The 22,543-nt window shown below is 69.5% G+C and carries 16 protein-coding genes; 9 read left to right on the forward strand and 7 right to left on the reverse strand.

Annotated elements, in window-relative coordinates; translation table 11 throughout:
- Positions 1 to 76: 76 nt before the first annotated feature.
- Complete coding sequence (locus tag AB0M87_RS05195; protein WP_365850267.1) at positions 77 to 271, reverse strand: hypothetical protein; 195 nt, start codon at positions 269 to 271, stop codon at positions 77 to 79.
- 485 nt (positions 272 to 756) lie between these two features.
- Here AB0M87_RS05195 and AB0M87_RS05200 point away from each other — a divergent pair, with 485 nt between their 5' ends.
- Complete coding sequence (locus tag AB0M87_RS05200; RefSeq protein ID WP_365850268.1) at positions 757 to 1,932, forward strand: acyltransferase family protein; 1,176 nt, start codon at positions 757 to 759, stop codon at positions 1,930 to 1,932.
- Positions 1,933 to 2,024: 92 nt separating this feature from the next.
- Here the strand turns inward: AB0M87_RS05200 and AB0M87_RS05205 are convergent, their stop codons facing one another.
- A complete protein-coding gene (locus tag AB0M87_RS05205; protein ID WP_365850269.1) occupies positions 2,025 to 3,188 on the reverse strand; it encodes a PP2C family protein-serine/threonine phosphatase in 1,164 nt (387 codons plus the stop codon).
- Between the two features lie 105 nt (positions 3,189 to 3,293).
- Here AB0M87_RS05205 and AB0M87_RS05210 point away from each other — a divergent pair, with 105 nt between their 5' ends.
- Positions 3,294 to 4,523 carry a GNAT family N-acetyltransferase gene (locus AB0M87_RS05210; RefSeq protein ID WP_365850270.1) on the forward strand — a complete coding sequence of 410 codons (1,230 nt, stop codon included), beginning with the start codon at positions 3,294 to 3,296 and terminating at the stop codon, positions 4,521 to 4,523.
- On the opposite strand, the gene AB0M87_RS05215 is transcribed toward AB0M87_RS05210, so the two are convergent.
- Complete coding sequence (locus AB0M87_RS05215; RefSeq protein WP_365850271.1) at positions 4,520 to 5,341, reverse strand: DNA-formamidopyrimidine glycosylase family protein; 822 nt, start codon at positions 5,339 to 5,341, stop codon at positions 4,520 to 4,522. The genes AB0M87_RS05210 and AB0M87_RS05215 overlap by 4 nt on opposite strands.
- On the reverse strand, positions 5,341 to 5,832 hold the full coding sequence (locus AB0M87_RS05220; protein ID WP_365850272.1) for a ribose-5-phosphate isomerase: 492 nt from the start codon (positions 5,830 to 5,832) through the stop codon (positions 5,341 to 5,343). The genes AB0M87_RS05215 and AB0M87_RS05220 overlap by 1 nt, the downstream gene beginning before the upstream one ends.
- A 105-nt stretch (positions 5,833 to 5,937) precedes the next feature.
- Here AB0M87_RS05220 and AB0M87_RS05225 point away from each other — a divergent pair, with 105 nt between their 5' ends.
- On the forward strand, positions 5,938 to 7,407 hold the full coding sequence (locus AB0M87_RS05225; protein ID WP_365850273.1) for an amino acid permease: 1,470 nt from the start codon (positions 5,938 to 5,940) through the stop codon (positions 7,405 to 7,407).
- Between the two features lie 111 nt (positions 7,408 to 7,518).
- Here AB0M87_RS05225 and AB0M87_RS05230 read toward each other — a convergent pair whose 3' ends face one another.
- Positions 7,519 to 8,103: a biotin transporter BioY gene (locus AB0M87_RS05230; protein ID WP_365850274.1), complete on the reverse strand. Its 585-nt coding sequence runs from the start codon at positions 8,101 to 8,103 to the stop codon at positions 7,519 to 7,521.
- Positions 8,104 to 8,375: 272 nt separating this feature from the next.
- Here AB0M87_RS05230 and AB0M87_RS05235 point away from each other — a divergent pair, with 272 nt between their 5' ends.
- Complete coding sequence (locus AB0M87_RS05235; protein ID WP_365850275.1) at positions 8,376 to 9,779, forward strand: amino acid permease; 1,404 nt, start codon at positions 8,376 to 8,378, stop codon at positions 9,777 to 9,779.
- Between the two features lie 97 nt (positions 9,780 to 9,876).
- On the opposite strand, the gene AB0M87_RS05240 is transcribed toward AB0M87_RS05235, so the two are convergent.
- Complete coding sequence (locus AB0M87_RS05240; RefSeq protein ID WP_365850276.1) at positions 9,877 to 10,515, reverse strand: DsbA family protein; 639 nt, start codon at positions 10,513 to 10,515, stop codon at positions 9,877 to 9,879.
- Between the two features lie 131 nt (positions 10,516 to 10,646).
- Between AB0M87_RS05240 and pepN (AB0M87_RS05245) the strand changes: the two genes are divergently transcribed.
- On the forward strand, positions 10,647 to 13,232 hold the full coding sequence (gene pepN / locus AB0M87_RS05245) for an aminopeptidase N (RefSeq protein ID WP_365850277.1): 2,586 nt from the start codon (positions 10,647 to 10,649) through the stop codon (positions 13,230 to 13,232).
- A gap of 153 nt (positions 13,233 to 13,385) precedes the next feature.
- A complete protein-coding gene (locus AB0M87_RS05250) occupies positions 13,386 to 14,465 on the forward strand; it encodes a hypothetical protein (protein WP_365850278.1) in 1,080 nt (359 codons plus the stop codon).
- A gap of 54 nt (positions 14,466 to 14,519) precedes the next feature.
- Here the strand turns inward: AB0M87_RS05250 and AB0M87_RS05255 are convergent, their stop codons facing one another.
- A complete protein-coding gene (locus AB0M87_RS05255; RefSeq protein ID WP_365850280.1) occupies positions 14,520 to 14,978 on the reverse strand; it encodes an NUDIX hydrolase in 459 nt (152 codons plus the stop codon).
- Positions 14,979 to 15,188: 210 nt separating this feature from the next.
- Between AB0M87_RS05255 and AB0M87_RS05260 the strand changes: the two genes are divergently transcribed.
- The 3 genes from AB0M87_RS05260 to pepN (AB0M87_RS05270) all read left to right on the forward strand — a co-directional run bounded on the left by AB0M87_RS05260 (position 15,189) and on the right by pepN (AB0M87_RS05270) (position 22,428).
- Positions 15,189 to 18,518 (forward strand): S8 family serine peptidase, encoded by a 3,330-nt coding sequence (locus AB0M87_RS05260; RefSeq protein ID WP_365850282.1) that lies wholly within the window; start codon positions 15,189 to 15,191, stop codon positions 18,516 to 18,518.
- A gap of 202 nt (positions 18,519 to 18,720) precedes the next feature.
- Complete coding sequence (locus AB0M87_RS05265) at positions 18,721 to 19,749, forward strand: aspartate-semialdehyde dehydrogenase (RefSeq protein ID WP_365850283.1); 1,029 nt, start codon at positions 18,721 to 18,723, stop codon at positions 19,747 to 19,749.
- 87 nt (positions 19,750 to 19,836) lie between these two features.
- On the forward strand, positions 19,837 to 22,428 hold the full coding sequence (pepN, locus tag AB0M87_RS05270; protein WP_365850284.1) for an aminopeptidase N: 2,592 nt from the start codon (positions 19,837 to 19,839) through the stop codon (positions 22,426 to 22,428).
- Positions 22,429 to 22,543 lie beyond the last annotated feature (115 nt).

The following is a 22,543-nucleotide window of genomic DNA, read 5'->3' on the forward strand; positions in this document are numbered from 1 at the left end:
TGCCGGGCCGTTGGCGTTCTGGGGCGGGCGTCCTCCGGGCCGGCAGCCGAGCGACGGAGGTCCGGAGGACGTCGGCCTAGAAGTTGATCTGGTTGATGGTGTCGGCTATCGAGTTGAGGAACCTGTTGATCGACGGCGCCATACCCGTCGATGCCAGGAAGAAGCCGAAGAGTACGGCGACGATGGCCGGGCCCGCCTTGATGGATCCGCCCCGGATCAACACCACAAGGACGATCGCCAACAGCACCACCACAGACAGTGAAATGGCCACAACTGATCACACCCTTGGTCGGTCCGCCTTGCCGGCCGGGAGCGGCGACGCTCCAGCACTCTTCCGCATGACCATCGTGCCATCAACACCCCCCTGCTGGTTGCCTCGTGGCGAATCGCCGCCGATCGGATCGCGCCATCCGGCGCACTACGCGCGTCCGCCGCTCGCTCCGGGCGTACGGGTGCGCCCTACGCACCGGCGAGCCCGGCCCGGACCGTCCGCCCCATCACTTGCGAACGCGAATATGGATTGATCGTTTCAGGGCTCACACATTTTGCTCACAGTCCATTGCGATAAGGGCAGAGAGGCCCGGGAACGGCGGCTGGCGTTCTCGGTTATGCCCTATTTATACCGGTCACGAATGAACATATATGGACATAAGGCGGGCCCGTTGGATGCAGCCGACCGGGGTATACGTACTGCGAATATCACACAGGTCGGAGAGGGTTTTACGAAATCCCTCGAGCAACGCTAGGGTGCCTCGAATGGTTCACGCTCCACACGGATATCAGCGGGCCGCGCTCCCCCTGGAGCGGGAGACGGAACTCCCGGATCCCCCGACGGCACAGGCTCCCCCCAGACCGGACGCGGCGCACGTACCGACGGCCGCCCCGGGCGCGAAGAAGCAACGGGACGCGCTCTTCGACAACGCGAAATTCCTCGCGATCGTGCTGGTGGCCACGGCGCACGCGTGGGAACCACTGATGGACGGCAGTCGTACCACCAGGGCGCTGTACATGGTCGTCTACTCGTTCCACATGCCCGCATTTATCATTATCTCGGGTTATTTCTCCCGTACTTTCGACATGCGGCCCGATCGTTTGCGCCGGCTGGTCACCGGAGTGGTTGTCCCGTACGTCATCTTCGAGACGGCCTACTCGCTCTACGAGAAGTGGGGCAACAACGACCCCGGTCACGAGATCAGCCTGCTCGATCCGTACTACCTGACCTGGTTCCTGGCCGCGCTGTTCATCTGGCGGATGACGACACCGATCTGGCGCAATCTGCGCTATCCGCTGACCATCTCGGTGGTCATCGCGGTGCTGGCGTCGATCACGCCGAACATCGGTGACGACCTCGATCTCCAGCGGGTCCTGCAGTTCCTGCCGTTCTTCGTACTGGGCCTGCGGCTGAAGCCCGAGCACTTCCGGCTGGTGCAGCGGCGTGGCGCACGGCCGATCGCCGTCGCGGTCATGGTGGCCAGTCTGGTGTTCGCATACTGGGCGGCGCCCCGGATGACCCTCAGCTGGTTCTACCGCGGTACCAGTGCCCAGCAGTTGGGCATGGACTGGTGGACGGGGGTCGTCATGGCGCTCGGCCTCACCGCCTGCTCGCTCGTGCTGACCGCGTGCTTCCTGGCTCTGGTGCCGCGCGGCAGGACCTGGTTCACGACCCTGGGTGCGGGCACGCTCTGCGGCTACCTGCTGCACGGTCTGCTGATCAAGACCATTGAGTACGCCGGCTGGATCGACGACTACAGCTGGCTGAAGAGCCCGCTCGGCGAGGTGTTCTCGACGCTGTTCATGGCGGCCGCGGTGACGCTGTTCTGCACGAAGCCGGTACGGCGGGTGATGCGGTTCGCCACGGAGCCCGAGATGGCCTGGGCGTTCCGGTCCGACGCGGTGGAAGGGGCGCGGCAGCGGGAGCGGGTGCCGGCGTAGCGACGGGTGCCGGCCCGGTCCGCCGGGCCGGTCGGTGTCGGGGTCGGTCGGGGTCGGTCGAGGCGAGGCCGGTCGGGGACGGGGCGTGCCCCCTAGAGCATCGGTCCGGCGTCCGCGTCACGGCAGATCAGCAGGAGCGCCCTGTCGTCGTTGACGTCCTTCGCGACCGCTTCGATCAGGTGCCAGGCGGCTCCCTCGAACGTCGAGGACACATACCGGTCCGCTTCCCCGGTCAACCGGTCGATGCCCTCGCTGATGTCGCGGTCCGGTGCCTCCACCAGGCCGTCGGTGAAAAGCATCAGGACGTCGCCGGGTGCCAGCGAACCCTTGGCGGGGTCGAACTGGGCGCCGTCGTAGACGCCCAGGAGGGGCCCCTCGCCGGACTTCTCCACCCAGCGGCCGCTGCCCGCATGGAGCTGGAGAGCGGGGAGGTGGCCGGCCGAGAGAAGCTCGTAGTCGCCGGTGTCCAGGTCGAGGACCAGGTGGATGGAGGTGGCGAAGCCTTCGTCCCAGTCCTGGCGGAGCAGGTACCCGTTGGCCGCGGGCAGGAAGCTGGGCGGCGGTAGCGAGCCGAGGAGGCCGCCGAAGGCACCGGAGAGGAGCAGGGCGCGGGAGCCCGCGTCCATGCCCTTGCCGGACACATCCGTGAGGACGACCTCCAGGGTGCGGCCACCGTTGGTACGGGCGGCGACCACGAAGTCGCCGGAGAAGGACTGGCCGCCTGCGGGGCGCAGCGCCATTTCGCGGTGCCAGCCCTGCGGCAGCCCGGGGAGTTTGCTCTGGACGCGGATCCGCTCACGGAGGTCGAAGAGCATGGTCCCGCCGCGCCGCCACGGAACTCCGACCCGGCTGCGGAACTGGGCTATGAGCAGGCCGAAGAGTCCGCAGGCGGCCACCACGAGGACCGTTCCCGGCGTGACCCGTGCGGGGCCCTGTGTGTAGGGCCCGAGCTTGACGGACTCGATGATCAGGGCCGCCGCAGCTGCCGCGTAGAGCCCCAGGAGGCTCGCCGGGCGCAGCAGCAAGCCGCCGGCCACGATCGGCAGGACCAGCGTCGACGGTGCGCACCAGACCGGAATCAGCATGGTGGCGCAGGCCAGCGCCGGTACGGTCAGCAGCAGACCCACCAGGGCGATCCAGTCCGAGCCGTCTCCGCGGAAGTAGTCGACGCCGGATCTGCGCAGGCCGATACGGGCCCGGTGCGCCGACTTCCGCATCCGGGCCGTGAACGCTTCTGTTGCGGAGCCACGGGCCATTGTTCGGACCTTATCCACCCGCCCGGATCCCGTGCAGGGGACCCCTCTGACATCTTGTTCGAAATCGACTCGCCCGGCGTGGACCCCCGCTGGTAGGCATGGCCCATGCGTACAGAGTTGAAAGTATTGCGTCCGGCCGATCGTGACACCTGGTATTCGGGATTGCTGCTCGCCTTCGGCGGCACCCCGGAGTCTCCCGAGGAGCGTGAACTCTGGGACACCCTCACCGAGAACGACCGGTGCATCGGCGCCTGGGACGGGGACCTCTGCGTGGGCACGACGGGGGCGTTCAGCTTCCACGTGACGGTTCCCGGCGGGGCACGGGTACCGGCGGCCGGGGTCACCATGGTCAGCGTCGCCGCGACGCACCGGCGCCGGGGCATTCTGACCTCGATGATGCGGCGGCAGCTCGACGACGTACGGGCGCTGGGCGAGCCACTGGCGATACTGACCGCATCGGAACCGGCCATTTACGGCCGCTTCGGATACGGCGGCGCGACCCGACAGCTTTCGGCCGAGATCGACACCTCGCGGGTGACGTTGACGATTCCGGCCGGGACGGACGACGTGCGACTGCGGTTCGCCGCACCGCAGGACGTGGCGGAGCAGTGCGAGGCGCTCTATGCCCGTACATCCGGTTCCCGGCCCGGCATGATCGTCCGTACCCCGGGCTGGGAGCGTCTGGCGCTCCTCGATCCGCCGTCCGAGCGTGAGGGCGGATCGCCCTTGCAGTGCGTCGTCGCCGAGCGGGACGGCGACATCGTCGGATACACCCGTTTTCACATCAAGCCGGCGTGGGATGCGGCGGGCCCCCGGGGTGCCGTCGTGGTGAAACACGTCGACGCGCTGGATCCGGCGGCCCACGCTGCGCTGTGGCGTTTCCTGTTCGGGGTGGATCTGACCTCGACCGTCCGGGTGCGCAACCGGCCGCTCGACGACCCGTGGCAGTACCTGGTGTCGGACATCCGCAGGTGCGGTCTCCAGGTGCGCGATGTGCTGCATGTGCGCCTGGTCGATGTCGGCGCGGCACTCGAAGCCCGCACCTACCAGGCGCCGGTGGACGTCGTGTTCGACGTGGTGGACGACTTCTGTCCCTGGAACACCGGAACGTGGCGGCTGACCGGAGACGCGAAAGGCGCGTCCTGCGGTCGGGTCGACGAGCCCGCTGATCTGGCCCTGTCTGTCAAGGAGTTGGCGGCGGCCTACCTCGGCGGCACGCCGTTGTCCGGGCTGGCGGCCGCGGGTCTGGTGCGGGAGCTCCGGCAGGGCGCGGTGGCCGAGGCGTCGCTCGCCTTCGGCTCCGATGTCGCGCCGTGGCTGCCCCACGGGTTCTAGCGCCGGGCCCGGTCCTGCTGGCAGTCCGGGCACCAGAAGAGGTTGCGGGCGGCGAGTGGTGCGGTGCGGATCTCGGTACCGCAGAGATGACAGGGCAGGGCGGCGCGCCGGTAGACGTACACCTCGCCGCCGTGGTCGTCGACCCGCGGTGCGCGGCCCATGGCTTCGGGGGTGTGCTCGGGACGCACGGTGTCGATGCGGTTGTTCCGTACGCCGTCACGCATCAGGTTGACGAGGTCCGCCCAGATGCCGTCCCACTCGGCGCGGGTCAGGCTCCGGCCCTCACGGTACGGGTCGATGCCGTGCCGGAAGAGGACCTCGGCGCGGTAGACGTTGCCGACGCCCGCGATGACCTTCTGGTCCATGAGCAGGGCGGCCACGGTGGTACGGGAGCGGGAGACCCGCGCCCAGGCCTTGTCCGGTACGTCGTCGGGGCGCAGCGGGTCCGGGCCGAGGCGGTCGTGTATCGCCTGCTTCTCGCCGTCGGTGATCAGCGCACACGTGGTGGGCCCGCGCAGATCGGCGTAGGCCTCGTCGCCCAGCAGACGCAGTCGGACGGTGTCGGTGGGCGGCGGCGCGGGGGTCGTCCCGAAGCCCAGCTTGCCGAAGAGGCCCAAGTGGACATGGACCCAGCCGCCGGCCCCGAAGCCCAGGAAGAGATGCTTGCCGTGTGCCTCCGTGGTCTCCATCACCTGGCGGTCGATGAGGGCGGCGCTGTCGGAGAACTTCCCCTGCGGACTGGACGCGCGCACAGGCCGGCCGCCGAACCTCTCGAAGTGGTCGGCGGCCAGTCGGTGGATCGTGTGCCCCTCGGGCATCAGGCCTCGGGCTGCGGGTGGTGGGCCGGAACGGGCGGCAGGACGCCGGTCTCCTCGTACGCGGAGAGCATGTCGATCCGGCGCTGGTGGCGCTCCGCGCCGGAGTAGGGGGTGGCGAGGAAGGTCTCGATGAACTTCACCGCCTCGTCCCGGGTGTGCATCCGGCCGCCGACCGAGATGACGTTGGCGTTGTTGTGCTCGCGGCCGAGCGCGGCGGTCTGCTCGCTCCAGGCCAGCACCGCGCGGACGCCCTTGACCTTGTTCGCGGCGATCTGTTCCCCGTTGCCGGAGCCGCCGATCACGATGCCGAGGCTCTCCGGGTCCGCGGCCGTCCGCACGGCAGCCCGGAGGCAGAACGGCGGGTAGTCGTCCACCGCGTCGTAGAGGTGAGGGCCGCAGTCCACAGGGTCGTGGCCCTGGGCCGTGAGCCACTCGACGAGGTGGTTCTTGAGTTCGAAACCGGCATGATCGGAGCCGAGGTACACGCGCATGCATCGAGTGTGGCACGAGGGGTAGGAAGGACGCCTGACCGGGGCGCTTACCGGGCGCCCCGTTAGGGACATTCCGCCCCGTCATGGACACTAAGGACAGATCGTATGAGCGACACCCCTCCCCCGCAGGTCGCTGACCGTCCCCCGACCGGTGACTCCCCCGATGGTCTCCACGCGGGCCTGAAGAACCGGCATCTGTCCATGATCGCGATCGGCGGGGTGATCGGCGCCGGTCTCTTCGTCGGTTCGGGGGCGGGCATCTCGGCCGCCGGGCCGGGCATCCTGCTCTCCTATGCGCTGACCGGGCTGCTGGTCGTGCTGGTGATGCGGATGCTGGGCGAGATGGCGGCGGCCGATCCGGTCTCCGGTTCCTTCTCCACCTACGCGGACCGGTCGCTCGGCCGCTGGGCGGGATTCACCATCGGCTGGCTGTACTGGTTCTTCTGGGCGGTGGTGCTGGCCGTCGAGGCGACGGCTGCCGCCGGCATCCTGACGAACTGGGTGTCCGCGATACCCCAGTGGGCGTGGGCGCTGCTGGTGATGCTCGTGCTGACCGGGACCAATCTGGTATCGGTCGGGTCGTTCGGCGAGTTCGAATTCTGGTTCGCCGGGATCAAGGTCGTCTCGATCATCGTCTTCATCGTGATCGGCCTGCTCGCCGTCTTCGGACTGCCGCCGGGCGGCCATCCTTCCGGGATGTCGAATCTGACCGGGCACGGTGGATTCCTGCCGAACGGTCCCGGCGCGATCCTCTCCGGGATGCTGCTGGTCGTCTTCTCCTTCATGGGCTCCGAGATCGTCACGCTGGCCGCGGCCGAGTCCCCCGATCCGGTGCAGGCGGTGCGCAAGGCCGTCAACAGCGTCATCTGGCGTATCGCGCTCTTCTACATCGGCTCGATCTTCGTGATCGTGGCGCTACTGCCGTGGAACTCCAAGTCCGTGGCGGCCAGCCCCTATGTCGCGGTGCTCGACTCGCTCGACATCCCCGGCGCCGGCACGATCATGGACATCGTAGTGCTGACGGCGGTGCTCTCCTGCCTCAACTCCGGTCTCTACACGGCGTCCCGGATGGCCTTCTCGCTGGGGCAGCGCGGCGACGCGCCGAAAGCCTTCGCCACGGTCAACAAGGGCGGTGTGCCGGCCGTCGCGATCTGGGCGTCGGTCGCCTTCGGTTTCGTGGCGGTCTTCTTCAACTACATCGCCAAGGACACGGTCTTCCAGTTCCTGCTGAACTCCTCGGGCGCGGTCGCGCTCTTCGTCTGGCTGGTGATCTGCTTCTCGCAGTTGCGGATGCGCCGGAAGATCGAGCGGGAGGCGCCCGAACGGCTGACCGTGCGGATGTGGCTGTATCCGTATCTGACCTGGGCGACGATCACGCTGATCCTCTTCGTCGTCGGATACATGCTGTACGACGCCGACGGGCGCAAGCAGATGCTGCTTTCGGTCCTGGTAGCGGTACTGGTGCTGGTGGTCGCGCTGGTACGGCAGCGCGGCAGGACAGCGACAGGGCGGGCGGTGACCGCTCCGGCGGCGGCGGCTGCGTCCGGGACCGACGCCGTCGAGACGGGTCCCTGACCGCCGGCTCCGGCTCGGCGACGTACGAAGGGGCCCGCACCCGGTGACAACCGGATGCGGGCCCCTCGCGTGCGCGGCCCCGGGATGGGTCCGTACCCGGCCGGCCCTCGGTCAGCCGCGGCGCCCTGCCAGCTTCCAGGCGCTCGGCAGCGCGCCCATGGCCAGCGCCGCCTTGACCGCGTCGCCGATCAGGAACGGGGTGAGCCCCGCGGCGATGGCCGCGGTCGCCGACATCCCGGTGGCCAGCGCCAGGTACGGCACGCCGATCGCGTAGATGATCGCGGAACCCAGCACCATCGTGCCCGCGGTGCGCAGCACCGACCGGTCGCCGCCCCGGCGGGCCAGGCCGCCGACCACGGCGGAGGCGAGCACCATGCCCAGCACGTAGCCGAAGGAGACGCTACCGGCGCCGGAAGCGCCGTCGGCGAACCACGGCATCCCGGCGACACCCAGCACCGCGTACAGCGCGAGGGAGAGGAAACCGCGGCGGGCGCCGAGCGAGGTGCCCACCAGCAGCGCGGCGAAGGTCTGACCGGTGACCGGAACGGGCGAGCCGGGGATCGGCACCGCCAGCTGCGCGGCGACGCCGGTGAGCGCGGCGCCGCCGAGCACCAGCGCGATGTCCCGGGTACGGGTGGCCGGCAGCAGATCGGCGAGGACCGTTCCGGGTCGGGTGGTGACGGCAGCAGTGCTCATCTGGACTCCGCGGGTGAGGGCAGGGCGGGCGAGGGCAGGTGGAACAGAGTGACGTTAGCCCGGCGGACGGTGCCGGATCACCATCAGCGGCCCACAAAGCGGGGGTTGACGGCTTGGTTGGTTTCATACAAAGGCAGGGGTTCAACCACCTGGCGGCGTGATGCTCGTCACTGGAGGTACGGGGCTCACGGTCAGCATTGCGCATCTGATATCCGCCCGGACAGACTGTGGGCTTCCCCCAAACGTCACAAGCATCGCGAGCGTCGAGCACCATGTCCGATTCACCCCCCGCAGGACTCCCCGCAGAGCCCCTCTCCCACGGGCTGAAGCAACGCCACTTGACCATGCTGGGGCTGGGCGGGGTGATCGGCGCCGGACTCTTCGTCGGCTCGGGCGCCGGGATCGCGGTCGCCGGCCCCGGCATCGTCGTCTCGTATCTGATCGCGGGCGCGCTCGCGATGCTGGTGATGCGGATGCTCGGTGAGATGTCGTCGGCGCTGCCCGCGTCCGGTTCGTTCTCGGTGCACGCCGAGCGGGCGCTCGGGCGGTGGGCCGGGTTCACCGTGGGCTGGCTGTACTGGTTCCTGCTGGTGGTCGTGCTGGCGGTGGAGGCGACGGCCGCGGCGGGGATCGCCCATGGCTGGGTGCCCGGTATCGCGCAGTGGACCTGGGTGCTGGTCTTCATGGTGGTCTTCACCGTCGCCAACCTGGCGGCGGTGCGGAACTTCGGTGAATTCGAGTTCTGGTTCGCCACGTTGAAGGTCGGCGCGATCGTCCTCTTCCTGGTGCTCGGGCTGCTCGCGGTCTTCGGCGTGCTCCCGGACACCGATCCCGTCGGTCTCTCCCACCTCACCGGTGACGGCGGTTTCCTGCCGAGCGGCTGGCACGGCGTCATATCCGGTGTGCTGACGGTAGTCTTCGCCTTCGGTGGCCTCGAGGTGGTGACGATCGCGGCCGCCGAGACCGACGACCCGGCGCGCGCCGTCGGGCGCGCGGTGCGCAGCGCGATGTTCCGCATCCTCTTCTTCTATGTCGGGTCGATGCTGGTCATCGTGACCGTGCTGCCCTGGACGGCGCAGCAGGCGGGGCTTTCGCCCTATGTCACCGTGCTTGACGCGATCGGCGTGCCGTCGGCGGGGACCATCATGAACATCGTCGTCTTCGTGGCGATGCTGTCCGCGCTGAACGCCAATCTGTACGGATCGTCCCGGATGATCTTCTCGCTGGCGGAACGGCGGGAGGCGCCGCGCGGACTGCTCGAGGTCACCCGCGGTGTGCCGCGCCGGGCGGTGCTCGCGTCCGTCCTCTTCGGGTTCATCTCCGTACTGCTCAATCTCGAGTGGCCGGACACCGTCTTCCTCTACATGCTCAATGCGGTCGGCGCGGTGCTGCTGTTCGTCTGGGCGCTCATCGCGGCCTCGCAACTGCGGCTGCGCCGGAAGATCGAACGGGACACGCCGGAGCTGCTGCAGCTGCGGATGTGGGCGTTCCCCTGGCTGACCTGGGCCACCCTGGCCGGGCTCGCGGCCGTCCTCGTCCTGATGCTGACCGACGACACGGCGCGTCCGCAGCTGCTCTGGTCGCTCGGTGCGACCGCGGTGGTGCTGGTGGTCGCGGGCGTACGCGAGGTGCTCGGGCGACGGACCGAGGGAGTGTCCGGGCAACCCGCCCCCTGAGCCATCAGCCCTCACGAGCACTCCTGCCGCGGCCCCCGCGAGGATGTGACTCGCGGGGCCGGCTGCCTGCGTACCGGGCGCGGGTGGGGACTGCGGGTCAGTCGAAGATGGGGCCCTGGGTACGGGTGCGCTTGATCTCGTAGAAGCCGGGGATCGAGGCGACCATCAGGGTGCCGTCCCAGAGCTTGGCCGCCTCCTCGCCCTTGGGGGCGGGGGTGACCACCGGACCGAAGAAGGCGATCTGCTCGCCGTCAGCACCGGGGACGGCGATGACCGGGGTACCGACCTCCTGGCCGACCTTGTCGATGCCCTCCTTGTGGGAGGCGCGCAGCTCGGCCTCGAACTCGAAGGGGTCCTGGTCGGCGTAGTCGAGCAGTTCGGCGGGCAGGCCCACGTCCTTCAGCGCCGCGGCGATCGCCTCCCGGGTCGGGCCCTGGCCCTCGTTGTGGAAGCGGGTACCGAGCGCGGTGTAGAGCTTGCCGACGATCTCGTCGCCGTGCTTCTGCTGAGCGGCGACGACGACCCGCACCGGGGCCCAGGCCTTGACCGTGAGCAGCTCACGGTAGTCCTCGGGCAGCTGGTCGAGCTTGTCCTCGTTGAGGACGCCCAGGCTCATCACGTGCCAGCGGACCTCGATGTCCCGGAGCTTCTCGACCTCGAGCACCCAGCGGGAGGTCATCCATGCCCACGGGCACAGCGGATCGAACCAGAAGTCGACGGGGGTCTTCTCTGACATGTCTCTCCTCGGAAGGGCTTCGGTCTCTCTCCCGGCAACGTCCGCCGGTGCTTCGGCCATTCCCGGATGCCGCCGCCGAGCGGCCCGTGGGAGGATTCGGACCACGGATCGTATACACGAAGGAGTGTCCCGTGCCCGGTGAGAACCTGTCCCGCGACGAAGCCCGGAGGCGGGCGGAGCTGCTCTCAGTCGACGGGTACGCCGTCGCCCTCGATCTCCGCTCGGCGATCGGGGACGGCCCGGACGGCGAGCCGCGGACGTTCCGCTCGGTGACCACGATCCGGTTCCGGTCGCGGCAGGCGGGCGCGTCGGTCTTCGCCGATCTGGTGGCGCCCTCGGTCAACGCGGTGACGCTGAACGGGCGGGCGCTGGACCCGGCGGTGGTGTTCGACGGGGCCCGGATCACGCTGGACGACCTGGCCGCCGAGAACGTGCTGATGGTGGACGCGCAGTGCGCGTACAGCAGGACCGGCGAGGGCATGCACCGCTTCGTCGACCCGGAGGACGGCGAGGTCTACCTCTACACGCAGTACGAGCCGGCCGACGCCCGCCGGGTCTTCGCCAACTTCGAGCAGCCGGACCTGAAGGCGCCCTACCTCTTCGAGGTGACCGCGCCGGAGGGCTGGACGGCGTGGAGCAACGGCGTCGGCGAACTCGTCGACGGGACGTGGAGCTTCGCGGAGACCGAGCCGATCTCGACGTACATCACCGCGGTCGTCGCCGGTCCGTACCACCGGGTGACGGACGTCTACCGGCGGACCTTCGCCGACGGTACGGAGCTGGAGATCCCGCTCGGTGCCCTCTGCCGCAAGGGTCTCGCCAAGCACTTCGACTCCGACGACGTCTTCCTGGTGACCAAGCAGGGGCTCGACTTCTTCCACGACCACTTCGACTACCCGTACCCGTTCGGCAAGTACGACCAGGCGTTCGTTCCGGAGTACAACCTGGGGGCCATGGAGAACCCGGGCCTGGTGACCTTCCGCGAGGAGTACATCTACCGCGGGAAGGTCACGCAGGCGGCGTACGAGCGCCGGGCCAACGTCATCCTGCACGAGATGGCGCACATGTGGTTCGGCGATCTGGTGACCATGGTGTGGTGGGACGATCTGTGGCTGAAGGAGTCGTTCGCCGACTTCATGGGGGCCTTCTCGATGGTGAACGCCACCCGCTTCACCGACGGCTGGATCACCTTCGCCAACAACCGCAAGTCCTGGGCGTACCGCGCCGATCAGCTGCCGTCCACCCATCCGGTCACGGCCGACATCCGTGACCTGGAGGACGCCAAGCTCAACTTCGACGGCATCACCTACGCCAAGGGCGCCTCGGTGCTGAAGCAGCTCGTCGCGTACGTCGGGCAGGACGCCTTCCTGGAGGGCGCCCGCCGCTACTTCAAGCGGCACGCGTACGGGAACACCCGGCTCGGCGACCTGCTGTCGGTGCTCGAGGAGACCAGTGGGCGGGAGCTGGCGTCGTGGTCCCGGTCCTGGCTGCAGACGGCCGGGGTCAACTCGCTGACCCCCGCGGTCATCTACGACGCCGGCGGCCGGATCACCGAGCTCGCGGTCCTCCAGGACGCCGCCGAGAGCCACCCGGAGCTGCGCCCGCACCGGGTCGCCGTCGGCCTCTACCGGCACGAGTCGGGCGCGCTGGTGCGCTATGCGCGCGCCGAGGTCGACGTGTCGGGGCCGCGCACCGTGGTCGGGGAACTGACCGGCGCCGAGCGGCCCGATCTGGTGCTGGTCAATGACGACGACCTGACCTACTGCAAGGTCCGCTTCGACGCGGGGTCGCTGGACACCCTGCGGGCGCATCTCGGCGACATCACCGATCCGCTGGCCCGCGCGCTGTGCTGGTCCGCACTGTGGAACCTGACCCGGGACGCGCTGATGCCGGCCCGGGACTTCATCACGCTGGTGCTGCGGTTCGCCGGGCGCGAGAGCGACATCGGCGTGCTGCAGATGCTGCACGCCTGGGCGCAGAGCGCGCTCATCCACTACGCGGCGCCCGACTGGCGCGAGGAGGGTGGCCGGCTGCTCGCTGCGGGCGCGCTGAAGGAGCTGCGGGCGGCCGGGCCCGGTGGCCAGCATCAGCTGGCCTGGGCCCGGTTCTTCGCGGACACGGCGGCCACCGACTCCGATTTCCAGCTGCTCGAAGGGCTGCTGGACGGTACCGCGCAGATCGACGGGCTCGAGGTGGACCAGGAGCTGCGCTGGTCGCTGCTCTCACCGCTCGCCGCGCACGGCATCGCGGACGAGAAGATGATCGACGCCGAGCTGGCTCGGGACGACACCGCGTCCGGCAAACGGCACCAGGTACGCTGCCTGGCCTCGCGGCCGACGGCTGAGGTCAAGGCCCAGGCATGGGCGGCGCTCGTCGAGTCCGACGCGCTCTCGAACGCGCTGGTGGAGGCCACCATCGCCGGATTCGGGCGGCCCTCGCAGCGTGAGTTGACCGCGCCGTTCACGCCGAAGTACTTCGAGGCGATCGAGCGGGTCTGGTCGACGCGTTCGATTCAGATCGGGGTGCTGGTGGTACGGGGCCTCTTCCCGGGGCTGCAGGACGACCGGGCCACGCTGGACGCGACCGACGGCTGGCTGGACGGGCACCCGGACGCGGCGCCCGCGCTGCGGCGGCTGGTACTGGAGGCCCGGGACGACCTGGCGCGCTCGCTGCGCGGTCAGGCGTGCGACGCGGCTGCGAGCCCGGCGGTTTCCTGAGCCGTGCGCCATCCGAGGGTCGTCGCCTGGGCCATCCGGGCGACGGCCTGATCGGCAGTCGAACGTCCGTACTTTAGAGCGGTGTTGTCCGGTTTTGTCGACGGTCCTGTAACACCGGTTATCCGGCGGCTCCGACGCGGGAATCTGCGGGGCATGGATCGCAATTCCCCCCTCTGCGGCGGCGAGACCTCGTCCTCGTTCTCCCCCCGCCCCCTCATCCACCTGTCCGTCCAGCACCGGGTGCTCTCCGCTGCCCAGCTGCGTGAACACGGCGTGACCGCTGCCCGTACCACCGACCGGTGCCGCCCCGGAGGCCCCTGGCAGCAGCTGCTGCCAGGGGTCTTCCTGCTGCATCCGGGGCCGCCCACCGGCGAGGAGCGGCTGCACGGCGCCCTGCTCTACGCCGGGCGGTCCCCCGCGGAACACACCGTCCGGGTGCCGGTCCAGCCGGGGCCCGCATCGGCCGGGAACGCAGCCGCCGAGAATGCGTCGGCCGCCCCGTCCGCGTACGGCAGTGCCATGGTCACCGGCCTCGCCGCGCTCGCGCTGCACGGCTTCTCGGCCGCTCCCCCGCTCATCGCGCTCGATCGGATCGATGTACTGGTGGAGCGCACCCGCCGGCTCCGCTCCACGGGCTGCGCCCGGCTGATCCGTGTCCGGGCGCTGCCACGGCCGCAGCTAATCGCCGATGTGCCGGTGGCGCCGGTGGCGCGCGCCCTGGCCGACGCGGTCGCGCACCTCTCGGATCCGGAGGTGGTACGCCGGCTGCTCACCGAGGCCGTGCGCGGCGGACACTGCGAACCGGCAGCGGTAGTACGGGAGTTGACCGGTTGCCAGCTGCTCACCCTGCCGCACGTGGCGGACGCGGTGGACTCGCTGGTGGCGGAGGGCCGGGCCATCGCCGAGGACCGGCTCTATGCGATGGTGCGCAGCCACGCGCTGCCCGACCCGCTGTGGAACGTGGATCTGAGGCTGCCGGGCGGCCCGCAGTTGGGCGGCGTCGACGCGTACTGGCCCGAGGAGGCCGTGGCGGTGGAACTGGAGACCTCGTCCGCGACACCGTACGCCCGCAAGCGCGAACACCTGGAAAGGCTGGGCGTCACGGTCGTGCACATCCCGCCGAGGAAACTGCGCGCCGCCCCCACGGACCAGGCCGTGGTGGTGCGCACGGCGCTGATGGCCGCGGCCGACCGGGAGCCCGCCGCCTATCTGGTGGTGCTGCCGCGGGGGTGAGGCCACCGCCGGGCCGTTCACGGTATGCGGGGCGCCCGCCGGGGCGCGCGGCGTTCACCGCACGGGGTGGTCTACCCGCCCCAGCGGTGGCCGCTCCCGCCACAGGCCGATGCCGACGTCGACGAGCTCGACCCGGTTCAGGGCGTCAACCGCGTGCAGCGGATGCCAGGCGGCCAGGTCGGTGGAGCCGTTGGTCTCGGCGCGCAGTTCGCCGCCGGTGATCCGGCCCTCGTACACGATGCGCAGCCCGTGGAAGTCCGCGAACATGCCGAGCTTGCGCGGGTAGACGCGGTTGATCGAGTCGAGGCCGAGCAGCCGGACCGGTTCGCACCGATACCCGGTCTCCTCGTCGACCTCGCGGACGACCGTGTCGAGAGGATCCTCGCCGTGGTCCATCCCGCCGCCGGGCAGCGTCCAGCGTTTGGCTCCGTCGCGCGCCACCCAGCGGGCCAGCAGGACCTGTTCGTCGCGTACGCAGATGGCGTACGCGGCCACCCTGAGCTCCTTGTTCATTCAGTGAGGTTACGACCTGGTCGACGACGGGCAGCCGGACGCGGGCCGCTGTCACCTTTCGTCCCGCTGTGTCCGCCGTGGCGTATGGCGGAAGTCCGCCATGAACTCATCACGTCAAGACCATCTCTCCCCAAAGACCTGTCCTTTACGTAAAGATTACCGGTCATCAGGCACCGAATTTCGGACCCTCTTTGACATACAGGGATGCAGATGACCCTCGAATTCCCCCGTTCCATACCCGGCTCCGTGTCACGGGCGAGACGCACGGCCCGTATCGCGGCAGCGGCCGGCGTCGTACTCGCGCTGGCCGCCTCCGGGGTGGCTCCCGCGCTCGCCGCGACCGGTTCGGACGATCCCGGCCCGGGTGACGTGAAATCCGCCAAGTCCCCTGCGGACAAGCTCGGCGCGTCCGACGCGCAACTGCTGGACCAGGCCGAGGCGAAGGGCACCAGGACCGTCACGGTCATGGTCGCCACCGCGCCCGGCGCCACCGAGCAGGTGCGCAAGCAGTTCGGCGCGGTGTCCGGCGCCATCGTCGGCAAGACCGACGACAAGCTCGGCTATGTGCGGGCCACGCTGCCCACCCCCAGGGCGGGTTCGGCGATCAAGGCCGCCGAGAAGCTCTCCTCGGTCCACGGCATCGATCTCAAGCAGGAGATCAAGCTCGACGACCCGACGCCCGCCGCCGACACGGTGAAGAGCGCCAGGACGCAGGCGTCCTCGGGCTCCTACGGCGCACCGGGGAAGAACACCCCGGCGAAGAACCCGTACAACCCGTCGTTCGAGACGGGCGCGGTGGACTTCGTGAAGCAGCACCCGAAGGCGGACGGCCGGGGGGTGACGATCGGCATCCTGGACGCCGGTGTCGACCTGAGCCATCCCGCGCTGAAGAAGACCTCCACCGGTGAACGCAAGATCGTCGACTGGGTGACGTCCACCGACCCGGTTTCCGACGGCGACGGCACCTGGCTGCGGATGAACACCGCGGTGACCGGTCCGTCCTTCACCGCGGGCGGCCGCACCTGGAAGGCCCCGGCCGGTTCGTACCGGCTGCAGACCTTCGCCGAGAAGGTCACCACGGGTGGTGACGAGGCGGGCGACCTCAACCGGGACGGCGACACCACCGATGTCTGGGGCGTGCTGTACGACCCGGTCGCCGGAACCGTGCGGGTGGACCTCAACAACAACGGTGACTTCACCGACGACGCCGCCATGAAGCCGTACAAGGACAAGTTCCAGATCGGCTACTTCGGTCAGGACGACCCGAGGACCCAGGTCGCCGAGCGCGTCCCCTTCGTCGTCGAAATCCGCAAGAACGTCGTCTACGACGGCGCCGGCGACGCCTCCGACTACGTCAACATCGGCGTCATCGAGAGCGAGCACGGCACCCATGTCGCGGGCATCACCGCGGCCAACGGCCTGTTCGGCGGCAAGATGAACGGCGCGGCGCCCGGCGCGAAGATCGTCTCGTCCCGGGCCTGCACCTGGAGCGGCGGCTGCACCAACGTCGCACTCACCGAGGGCATGATGGACCTGGTCGTGAACCGCGGCGTGGACATCGTGAACATGTCGATCGGCGGTCTGCCGCCGCTCAACGACGGCAACAACGCCCGGGACGAGCTCTACAAGCGGCTCATCGACACCTACGGCGTTCAGCTGGTCATCTCGGCGGGCAACGACGGCCCCGGTGTCAACACCATCGGTGACCCGGGCCTCGCCGACCACGTCATCTCGGTCGGCGCGACCATCTCCAAGGAGACCTGGGCGTCGAACTACGGCTCCGCGGTGCGCAAGAAGTACGACATGCTGCCGTTCTCCTCGCGCGGCCCGCGTGAGGACGGCGGTTTCGCTCCGACGCTCTCCGCGCCCGGCGCCGCCATCAACTCCACCCAGACCTGGCTGCCCGGCTCCCCGGTGAAGGAGGCGGGCTACTCGCTGCCCGCCGGCTACTCGATGCTGCAGGGCACATCGATGGCGTCGCCGCAGGCGGCAGGCGCGAGCGCGCTGCTCCTCTCGGCTGCCAAGCAGCAGCACATCGAGCTGCCGCCCGCCGATCTGCGCACCGCGCTGACCAGCACGGCCACCCACATCAAGGGGATCCCGGCGCATGCCGAGGGCGCGGGCCTGATCAACATCATCGGCGCCTGGAAACTGATCGAGAAGGGCGCGAAGGGCCACCGGGCGCCGGCTCACGAGTACACGGTGAAGGCCCCGGTCGACACGGCGATCTCCTACGCGCTGAAGACGCCCGGCTTCGGCACCGGCATCTATGACCGCGAGGGCGGCCTGAAGACCGGCCAGAAGAAGACCTACAAGGTCACGGTCACCCGCACCACGGGGCCGGACAGGGCGTTGTCGCACCGGCTGTCCCTCAAGAACGACGACGGCACCTTCAAGATCGTCGGACCGAGCCGGGTGGACCTTCCGCTGGGCGAGCCGGTGACCGTGCAGGTGCAGGCGAAGGCCAGGACGGCCGGTACGCACAGTGCCGTCCTGCAGGTGGACGACGCCCGCACGGTGGGTGTGGACCAGCAGATCCTGGCCACCGTGATGGTGTCGACGCCGCTGGCGAAGCCCTCGTACACCTTCACGGCCTCGGATTCGGTGGAGCGTGACAGCACCAGGTCGTACTTCGTGACGGTGCCGGAGGGCGCGAAGGCGCTCGAGGTGGGCATGAGCGCGCTCCGCTCGGGCAGCCAGACCCGGTTCATCTCGATCCACCCCTACGGCGTGCCGGTCGACGACACGGGGACGCCGAGCTGCTACCCGAACTACGACAACCCGGCCAACACCTGCCGCCCCGATCTGCGTGCGTACGCGGACCCGGCGCCGGGCGTCTGGGAGATCGAGGTCGAGGCCCGCCGTACGTCGCCGTACCTCGACAACCCGTACAAGCTGAACGTCGCCCTGCTCGGCGCCGCCTTCGACCCGGCCGTGCAGACCCTCCCCGAGGCCAAGGTCGGCACCCCGGCCCCGGTCGACTGGAAGGTCACCAATGGCTTCGCCGCCATCGACGGCAAGCTGAAGGGCGGCTCGCTCGGCTCCGCGCAGGACGCGACGCCGACCATCGCCGCCGGTGAGAGCCGGACCACCACGGTCACCATCGCGGCGGGCGTCGAGCGTCTGGACGTGGCCATCGGCGGTACGTCGGACACCGGCGCGGACCTGGATCTGTACGTCTACAAGGGCGCCACCCAGGTCGGCTACTCCGCGGACGGCGACTCCGAGGAGTCGGTCAGCCTGACCAAGCCGGCCGCCGGTACGTACACCATCGAGGTCGACGCCTACGCGGTTCCTTCGGGGTCGACGACCTACGACTACCGCGATGTGTACTTCGCGCCGTCGCTCGGCTCGGTCAAGGTGGACGAGAACACGGTCGTGAAGCTGGCCAACGGGGCCTCCACCCAGGTCGGCGCCAAGATCGTCGCCGCCGGAGCGGCCCCGGAGGGGCGCAGCTTCTTCGGCGAGGTGCAGCTGGTCACCACCGGCGGCACGGTCGCCGGGGTCGGCAGTGTGCAGATAGCCAAAGTCACACCGTGACCGGGTGACGCACCTGACGTAGAAGGTGTGAGACCAAGGGCAGTGGGGCAGGCACCAGGACCGGTGCCTGCCCCACTGCCCGTTCGCTGTCCGTACCCCGGACAATGGATTGGACAAGGTGCCGTCGGACATACGCATCATGGTGTGACCACCAGGGCAGCAGTTACGCGCAGTAGGTGCGCACACGTACGGAGGAGTCAGCGTGAGGGTCGGAATCGTCGGAGCCACCGGTCAGGTCGGCACAGTCATGCGCAAGATCCTCGCCGAGCGGAAGTTCCCGGTCGACGAGCTGCGGCTGTTCGCCTCCGCCCGTTCCGCAGGCACCACGCTCGCCTGGCAGAGCAAGGGCATCACCGTCGAGGACGCGTCGACCGCGGACTACTCCGGTCTGGACATCGTGATCTTCTCGGCCGGTGGCGCCACGTCCAAGGCGCTCGCCGAGAAGGTCGCCGCCCAGGGGCCCGTCGTGATCGACAACTCGTCCGCCTGGCGCCGTGACCCCGACGTCCCGCTGGTGGTCTCCGAGGTCAACCCGCACGCGATCGCGAACCGCCCCAAGGGGATCATCGCCAATCCGAACTGCACCACGATGGCTGCGATGCCCGTGCTGCGGCCGCTGCACGACGAGGCCGGGCTCGCCGCGCTGATCGTCGCCACCTACCAGGCCGTATCCGGTTCGGGGCTGGCCGGTGTCGCCGAGCTGCACGGCCAGGCGTCGAAGGTGGCGGCCGACGCGGACAAGCTGACCCACGACGGCGCGGCGGTGGACTTCCCCGAGCCCGGTGTGTACAAGCGCCCGATCGCCTTCAACGTGCTCCCGCTGGCCGGTTCGATCGTCGACGACGGCTCGTTCGAGACCGACGAGGAGCAGAAGCTCCGCAACGAGTCCCGCAAGATCCTGGAGATCCCGGAACTCAAGGTCTCCGGCACCTGCGTCCGCGTCCCGGTCTTCTCCGGCCACTCCCTGCAGATCAACGCGCGGTTCACGCGTCCGATCACCGTCGAGCGGGCCTACGAGCTGCTGAAGGACGCGCCGGGCGTGGAGCTCTCCGAGATCCCCACCCCCCTCCAGGCGGCCGGCCAGGACCCGTCGTACGTGGGCCGGATCCGCAACGACGAGACCGTCGAGAACGGTCTCGCCCTCTTCGTCTCCAACGACAATCTCCGCAAGGGCGCCGCGCTGAACGCCGTCCAGATCGCGGAGCTGGTGGCGGCCGAGCTCACCGGCTGATCGGGGCGGCCCGGATATCCTCTGCTGTGCACGGGTGCGACGTGGAAGGATGACTCCCTAAACGTCGCATACCGAGGAGATTTCCTGGTGCCTGGCACGAATCTGACCCGCGAAGAGGCGCAGCAGCGGGCGCGCCTGCTCACCGTGGACGCGTACGAAATCGACCTCGACCTGAGCGGGGCCCAGGCCGGGGGCACCTACCGGTCGGTGACGACCCTGCGCTTCGACTCGGCCGAGGCCGGGGCCGAGACCTTCATCGACCTGATCGCGCCCACCGTGCACGAGGTGGTGCTCAACGGCGCCGCGCTGGACGCCGCCGGAGTCTTCAAGGACTCCCGGATCGCCCTGGCAGGACTGCTCGCCGGGCCGAACGAGCTGCGGGTCGTCGCCGACTGCGCGTACACCAACACCGGAGAAGGCCTGCACCGTTTCGTCGACCCGGTGGACGACCAGGCGTACCTCTACACCCAGTTCGAGGTTCCGGACGCCCGCCGGGTCTTCGCCAGCTTCGAGCAGCCCGACCTGAAGGCGACCTTCGCGTTCACCGTGAAGGCCCCCGAGGGCTGGACCGTCATCTCGAACTCGCCGCTGCAGGGTCCTGCGGATGCGACCCCCGCGGACCAGGTCTGGCGCTTCGAACCGACGCCGCGGATCTCGACGTACATCACGGCGCTGATCGCCGGCCCGTACCACTCGGTGCACAGCAGTTACGAGAAGGACGGCAGGACGGTGCCGCTCGGGATCTACTGCCGGCCCTCGCTGGCCGAGTTCCTCGACGCGGACGCCATCTTCGACGTCACCCGGCAGGGCTTCGACTGGTTCCAGGAGAAGTTCGACTACGACTACCCGTTCGCCAAGTACGACCAGCTCTTCGTACCGGAGTTCAACGCCGGGGCGATGGAGAACGCCGGGGCGGTGACCTTCCGCGACCAGTACGTGTTCCGGTCCAAGGTCACCGACGCCGCCTACGAGGCGCGCGCCGAGACGATCCTGCACGAACTGGCGCACATGTGGTTCGGCGACCTGGTCACCATGGAGTGGTGGAACGACCTGTGGCTGAACGAGTCGTTCGCCACCTACACCTCGGTCGCCTGCCTGGCGCACGCGCCGAACTCGAAGTGGCCGGGCTCCTGGACGACGTTCGCCAACTCCGAGAAGACCTGGGCGTACCGCCAGGACCAGCTGCCGTCCACCCACCCGATCATGGCCGAGATCAACGATCTCGACGACGTCCTGGTCAACTTCGACGGCATCACCTACGCCAAGGGCGCCTCGGTACTGAAGCAGCTGGTCGCCTATGTCGGCACGGACGAGTTCTTCCGGGGCGTGCAGGCGTACTTCAAGCGGCACGCCTTCGGCAACACCCGCCTCCCGGACCTGCTCGGCGCGCTGGAGGAGACCTCCGGGCGTGACCTCAAGGCCTGGTCGAAGGCGTGGCTGGAGACCGCGGGCATCAACATCCTGCGCCCGGAGGTCGAGGTCGACGGCGCCGGCCATGTCACCTCCTTCGCCGTGACGCAGGAGGCCCCGGCGCTGCCGGCCGGTGCGAAGGGGGAGCCGACGCTGCGCCCGCACCGCATCGCGATCGGCTGCTACGACCTGAACGAGGACGGCAAGCTGGTCCGCACCAGCCGGATCGAGCTGGACGTGGACGGCGAGCGGACCGAGGTGCCGTTCCCGGAGAACACCGCGCGTCCCGCGGTGATTCTGCTGAACGACGACGATCTTTCGTACGCCAAGGTGCGACTCGACGAGGAGTCGCTGCGGGTCGTCACCGAGCACCTGGGCGACTTCACCGAGTCGCTGCCGCGTGCCCTGTCCTGGGCCTCCGCCTGGGACATGACCCGGGACGGCGAGCTCGCCACCCGCGACTACCTGGCACTGGTACTGTCCGGCATCGCCAAGGAGTCGGACATCGGTGTCGTCCAGTCGCTGCACCGGCAGGTGAAGCTGGCACTCGACCTGTACGCGGACCCGGCGTGGCGGGAGAGCGGTCTGACCCGGTGGACGGACGCGGCGCTGGCTCACCTGCGGTCCGCCGAGCCGGGCAGCGACCACCAGCTGGCGTGGGCCCGGGCCTTCGCGGCGACGGCGCGTACCCCGATCCAGCTCGACCTGCTGTACGGCCTGCTCGAGGGTGAGCAGACCATCGAGGGTCTGGCCGTCGACACCGAGCTGCGCTGGGCGTTCGTACACCGGCTCGCCGCGGTCGGCCGCTTCGACACCGAGGAGATCACCAGCGAGCTGCAGCGCGACCCCACCTCGGCCGGTGAGCGGCACGCGGCGAGCGCCCGGGCCGCCCGGCCCACCGAGAGCGCGAAGGCGGAGGCCTGGGAGTCGGTCGTCGAGTCGGACAAGCTGCCCAACGCCGTGCAGGAAGCGGTCATCGGCGGCTTCGTCCAGACCGACCAGACCGACCTGCTCGCCCCGTACACGGAGAAGTACTTCGCCACGGTGAAGGACGTCTGGGAATCCCGCAGCCACGAGATGGCCCAGCAGGTGGCGATCGGGCTCTATCCGGCGCTGCAGGTGTCGCAGCACACGCTGGACGCGACGGACGCCTGGCTGGCGTCGGCGGAGCCGAGCGCGGCGCTGCGGCGGCTGATGTCGGAGTCGCGAGCGGGCGTGGAGCGGGCACTGCGGGCGCAGGCCGCGGATGCGGCGGCTGCCCGCCTGTAGTGACGGTGCGGCGGGCGGGGTGGCCTTGCCGGCCGGCCCCGCCCGCCTGCTGCTGCTTGCACCGTGCGGGTCCGCTGCTGCGCGGCTCCGCCCCGGGCCCCGGTCCTCAAACTCC

Origin of the sequence: Streptomyces sp. NPDC051320, assembly GCF_040682175.1 — a bacterium.
Taxonomy (GTDB): Bacteria; Actinomycetota; Actinomycetes; order Streptomycetales; family Streptomycetaceae; genus Streptomyces.

What these genes read in the sequence shown, in the direction of transcription:
- AB0M87_RS05200 (WP_365850268.1), top strand. Translation starts at nt 757, where the DNA reads ATGGTTCACGCTCCACACGGATATCAGCGGGCCGCGCTCCCCCTGGAG.
- AB0M87_RS05205 (WP_365850269.1), bottom strand. Translation starts at nt 3,188, where the DNA reads ATGGCCCGTGGCTCCGCAACAGAAGCGTTCACGGCCCGGATGCGGAAG.
- AB0M87_RS05210 (WP_365850270.1), top strand. Translation starts at nt 3,294, where the DNA reads ATGCGTACAGAGTTGAAAGTATTGCGTCCGGCCGATCGTGACACCTGG.
- AB0M87_RS05215 (WP_365850271.1), bottom strand. Translation starts at nt 5,341, where the DNA reads ATGCCCGAGGGGCACACGATCCACCGACTGGCCGCCGACCACTTCGAG.
- AB0M87_RS05220 (WP_365850272.1), bottom strand. Translation starts at nt 5,832, where the DNA reads ATGCGCGTGTACCTCGGCTCCGATCATGCCGGTTTCGAACTCAAGAAC.
- AB0M87_RS05225 (WP_365850273.1), top strand. Translation starts at nt 5,938, where the DNA reads ATGAGCGACACCCCTCCCCCGCAGGTCGCTGACCGTCCCCCGACCGGT.
- AB0M87_RS05230 (WP_365850274.1), bottom strand. Translation starts at nt 8,103, where the DNA reads ATGAGCACTGCTGCCGTCACCACCCGACCCGGAACGGTCCTCGCCGAT.
- AB0M87_RS05235 (WP_365850275.1), top strand. Translation starts at nt 8,376, where the DNA reads ATGTCCGATTCACCCCCCGCAGGACTCCCCGCAGAGCCCCTCTCCCAC.
- AB0M87_RS05240 (WP_365850276.1), bottom strand. Translation starts at nt 10,515, where the DNA reads ATGTCAGAGAAGACCCCCGTCGACTTCTGGTTCGATCCGCTGTGCCCG.
- AB0M87_RS05250 (WP_365850278.1), top strand. Translation starts at nt 13,386, where the DNA reads ATGGATCGCAATTCCCCCCTCTGCGGCGGCGAGACCTCGTCCTCGTTC.
- AB0M87_RS05255 (WP_365850280.1), bottom strand. Translation starts at nt 14,978, where the DNA reads ATGAACAAGGAGCTCAGGGTGGCCGCGTACGCCATCTGCGTACGCGAC.
- AB0M87_RS05260 (WP_365850282.1), top strand. Translation starts at nt 15,189, where the DNA reads ATGACCCTCGAATTCCCCCGTTCCATACCCGGCTCCGTGTCACGGGCG.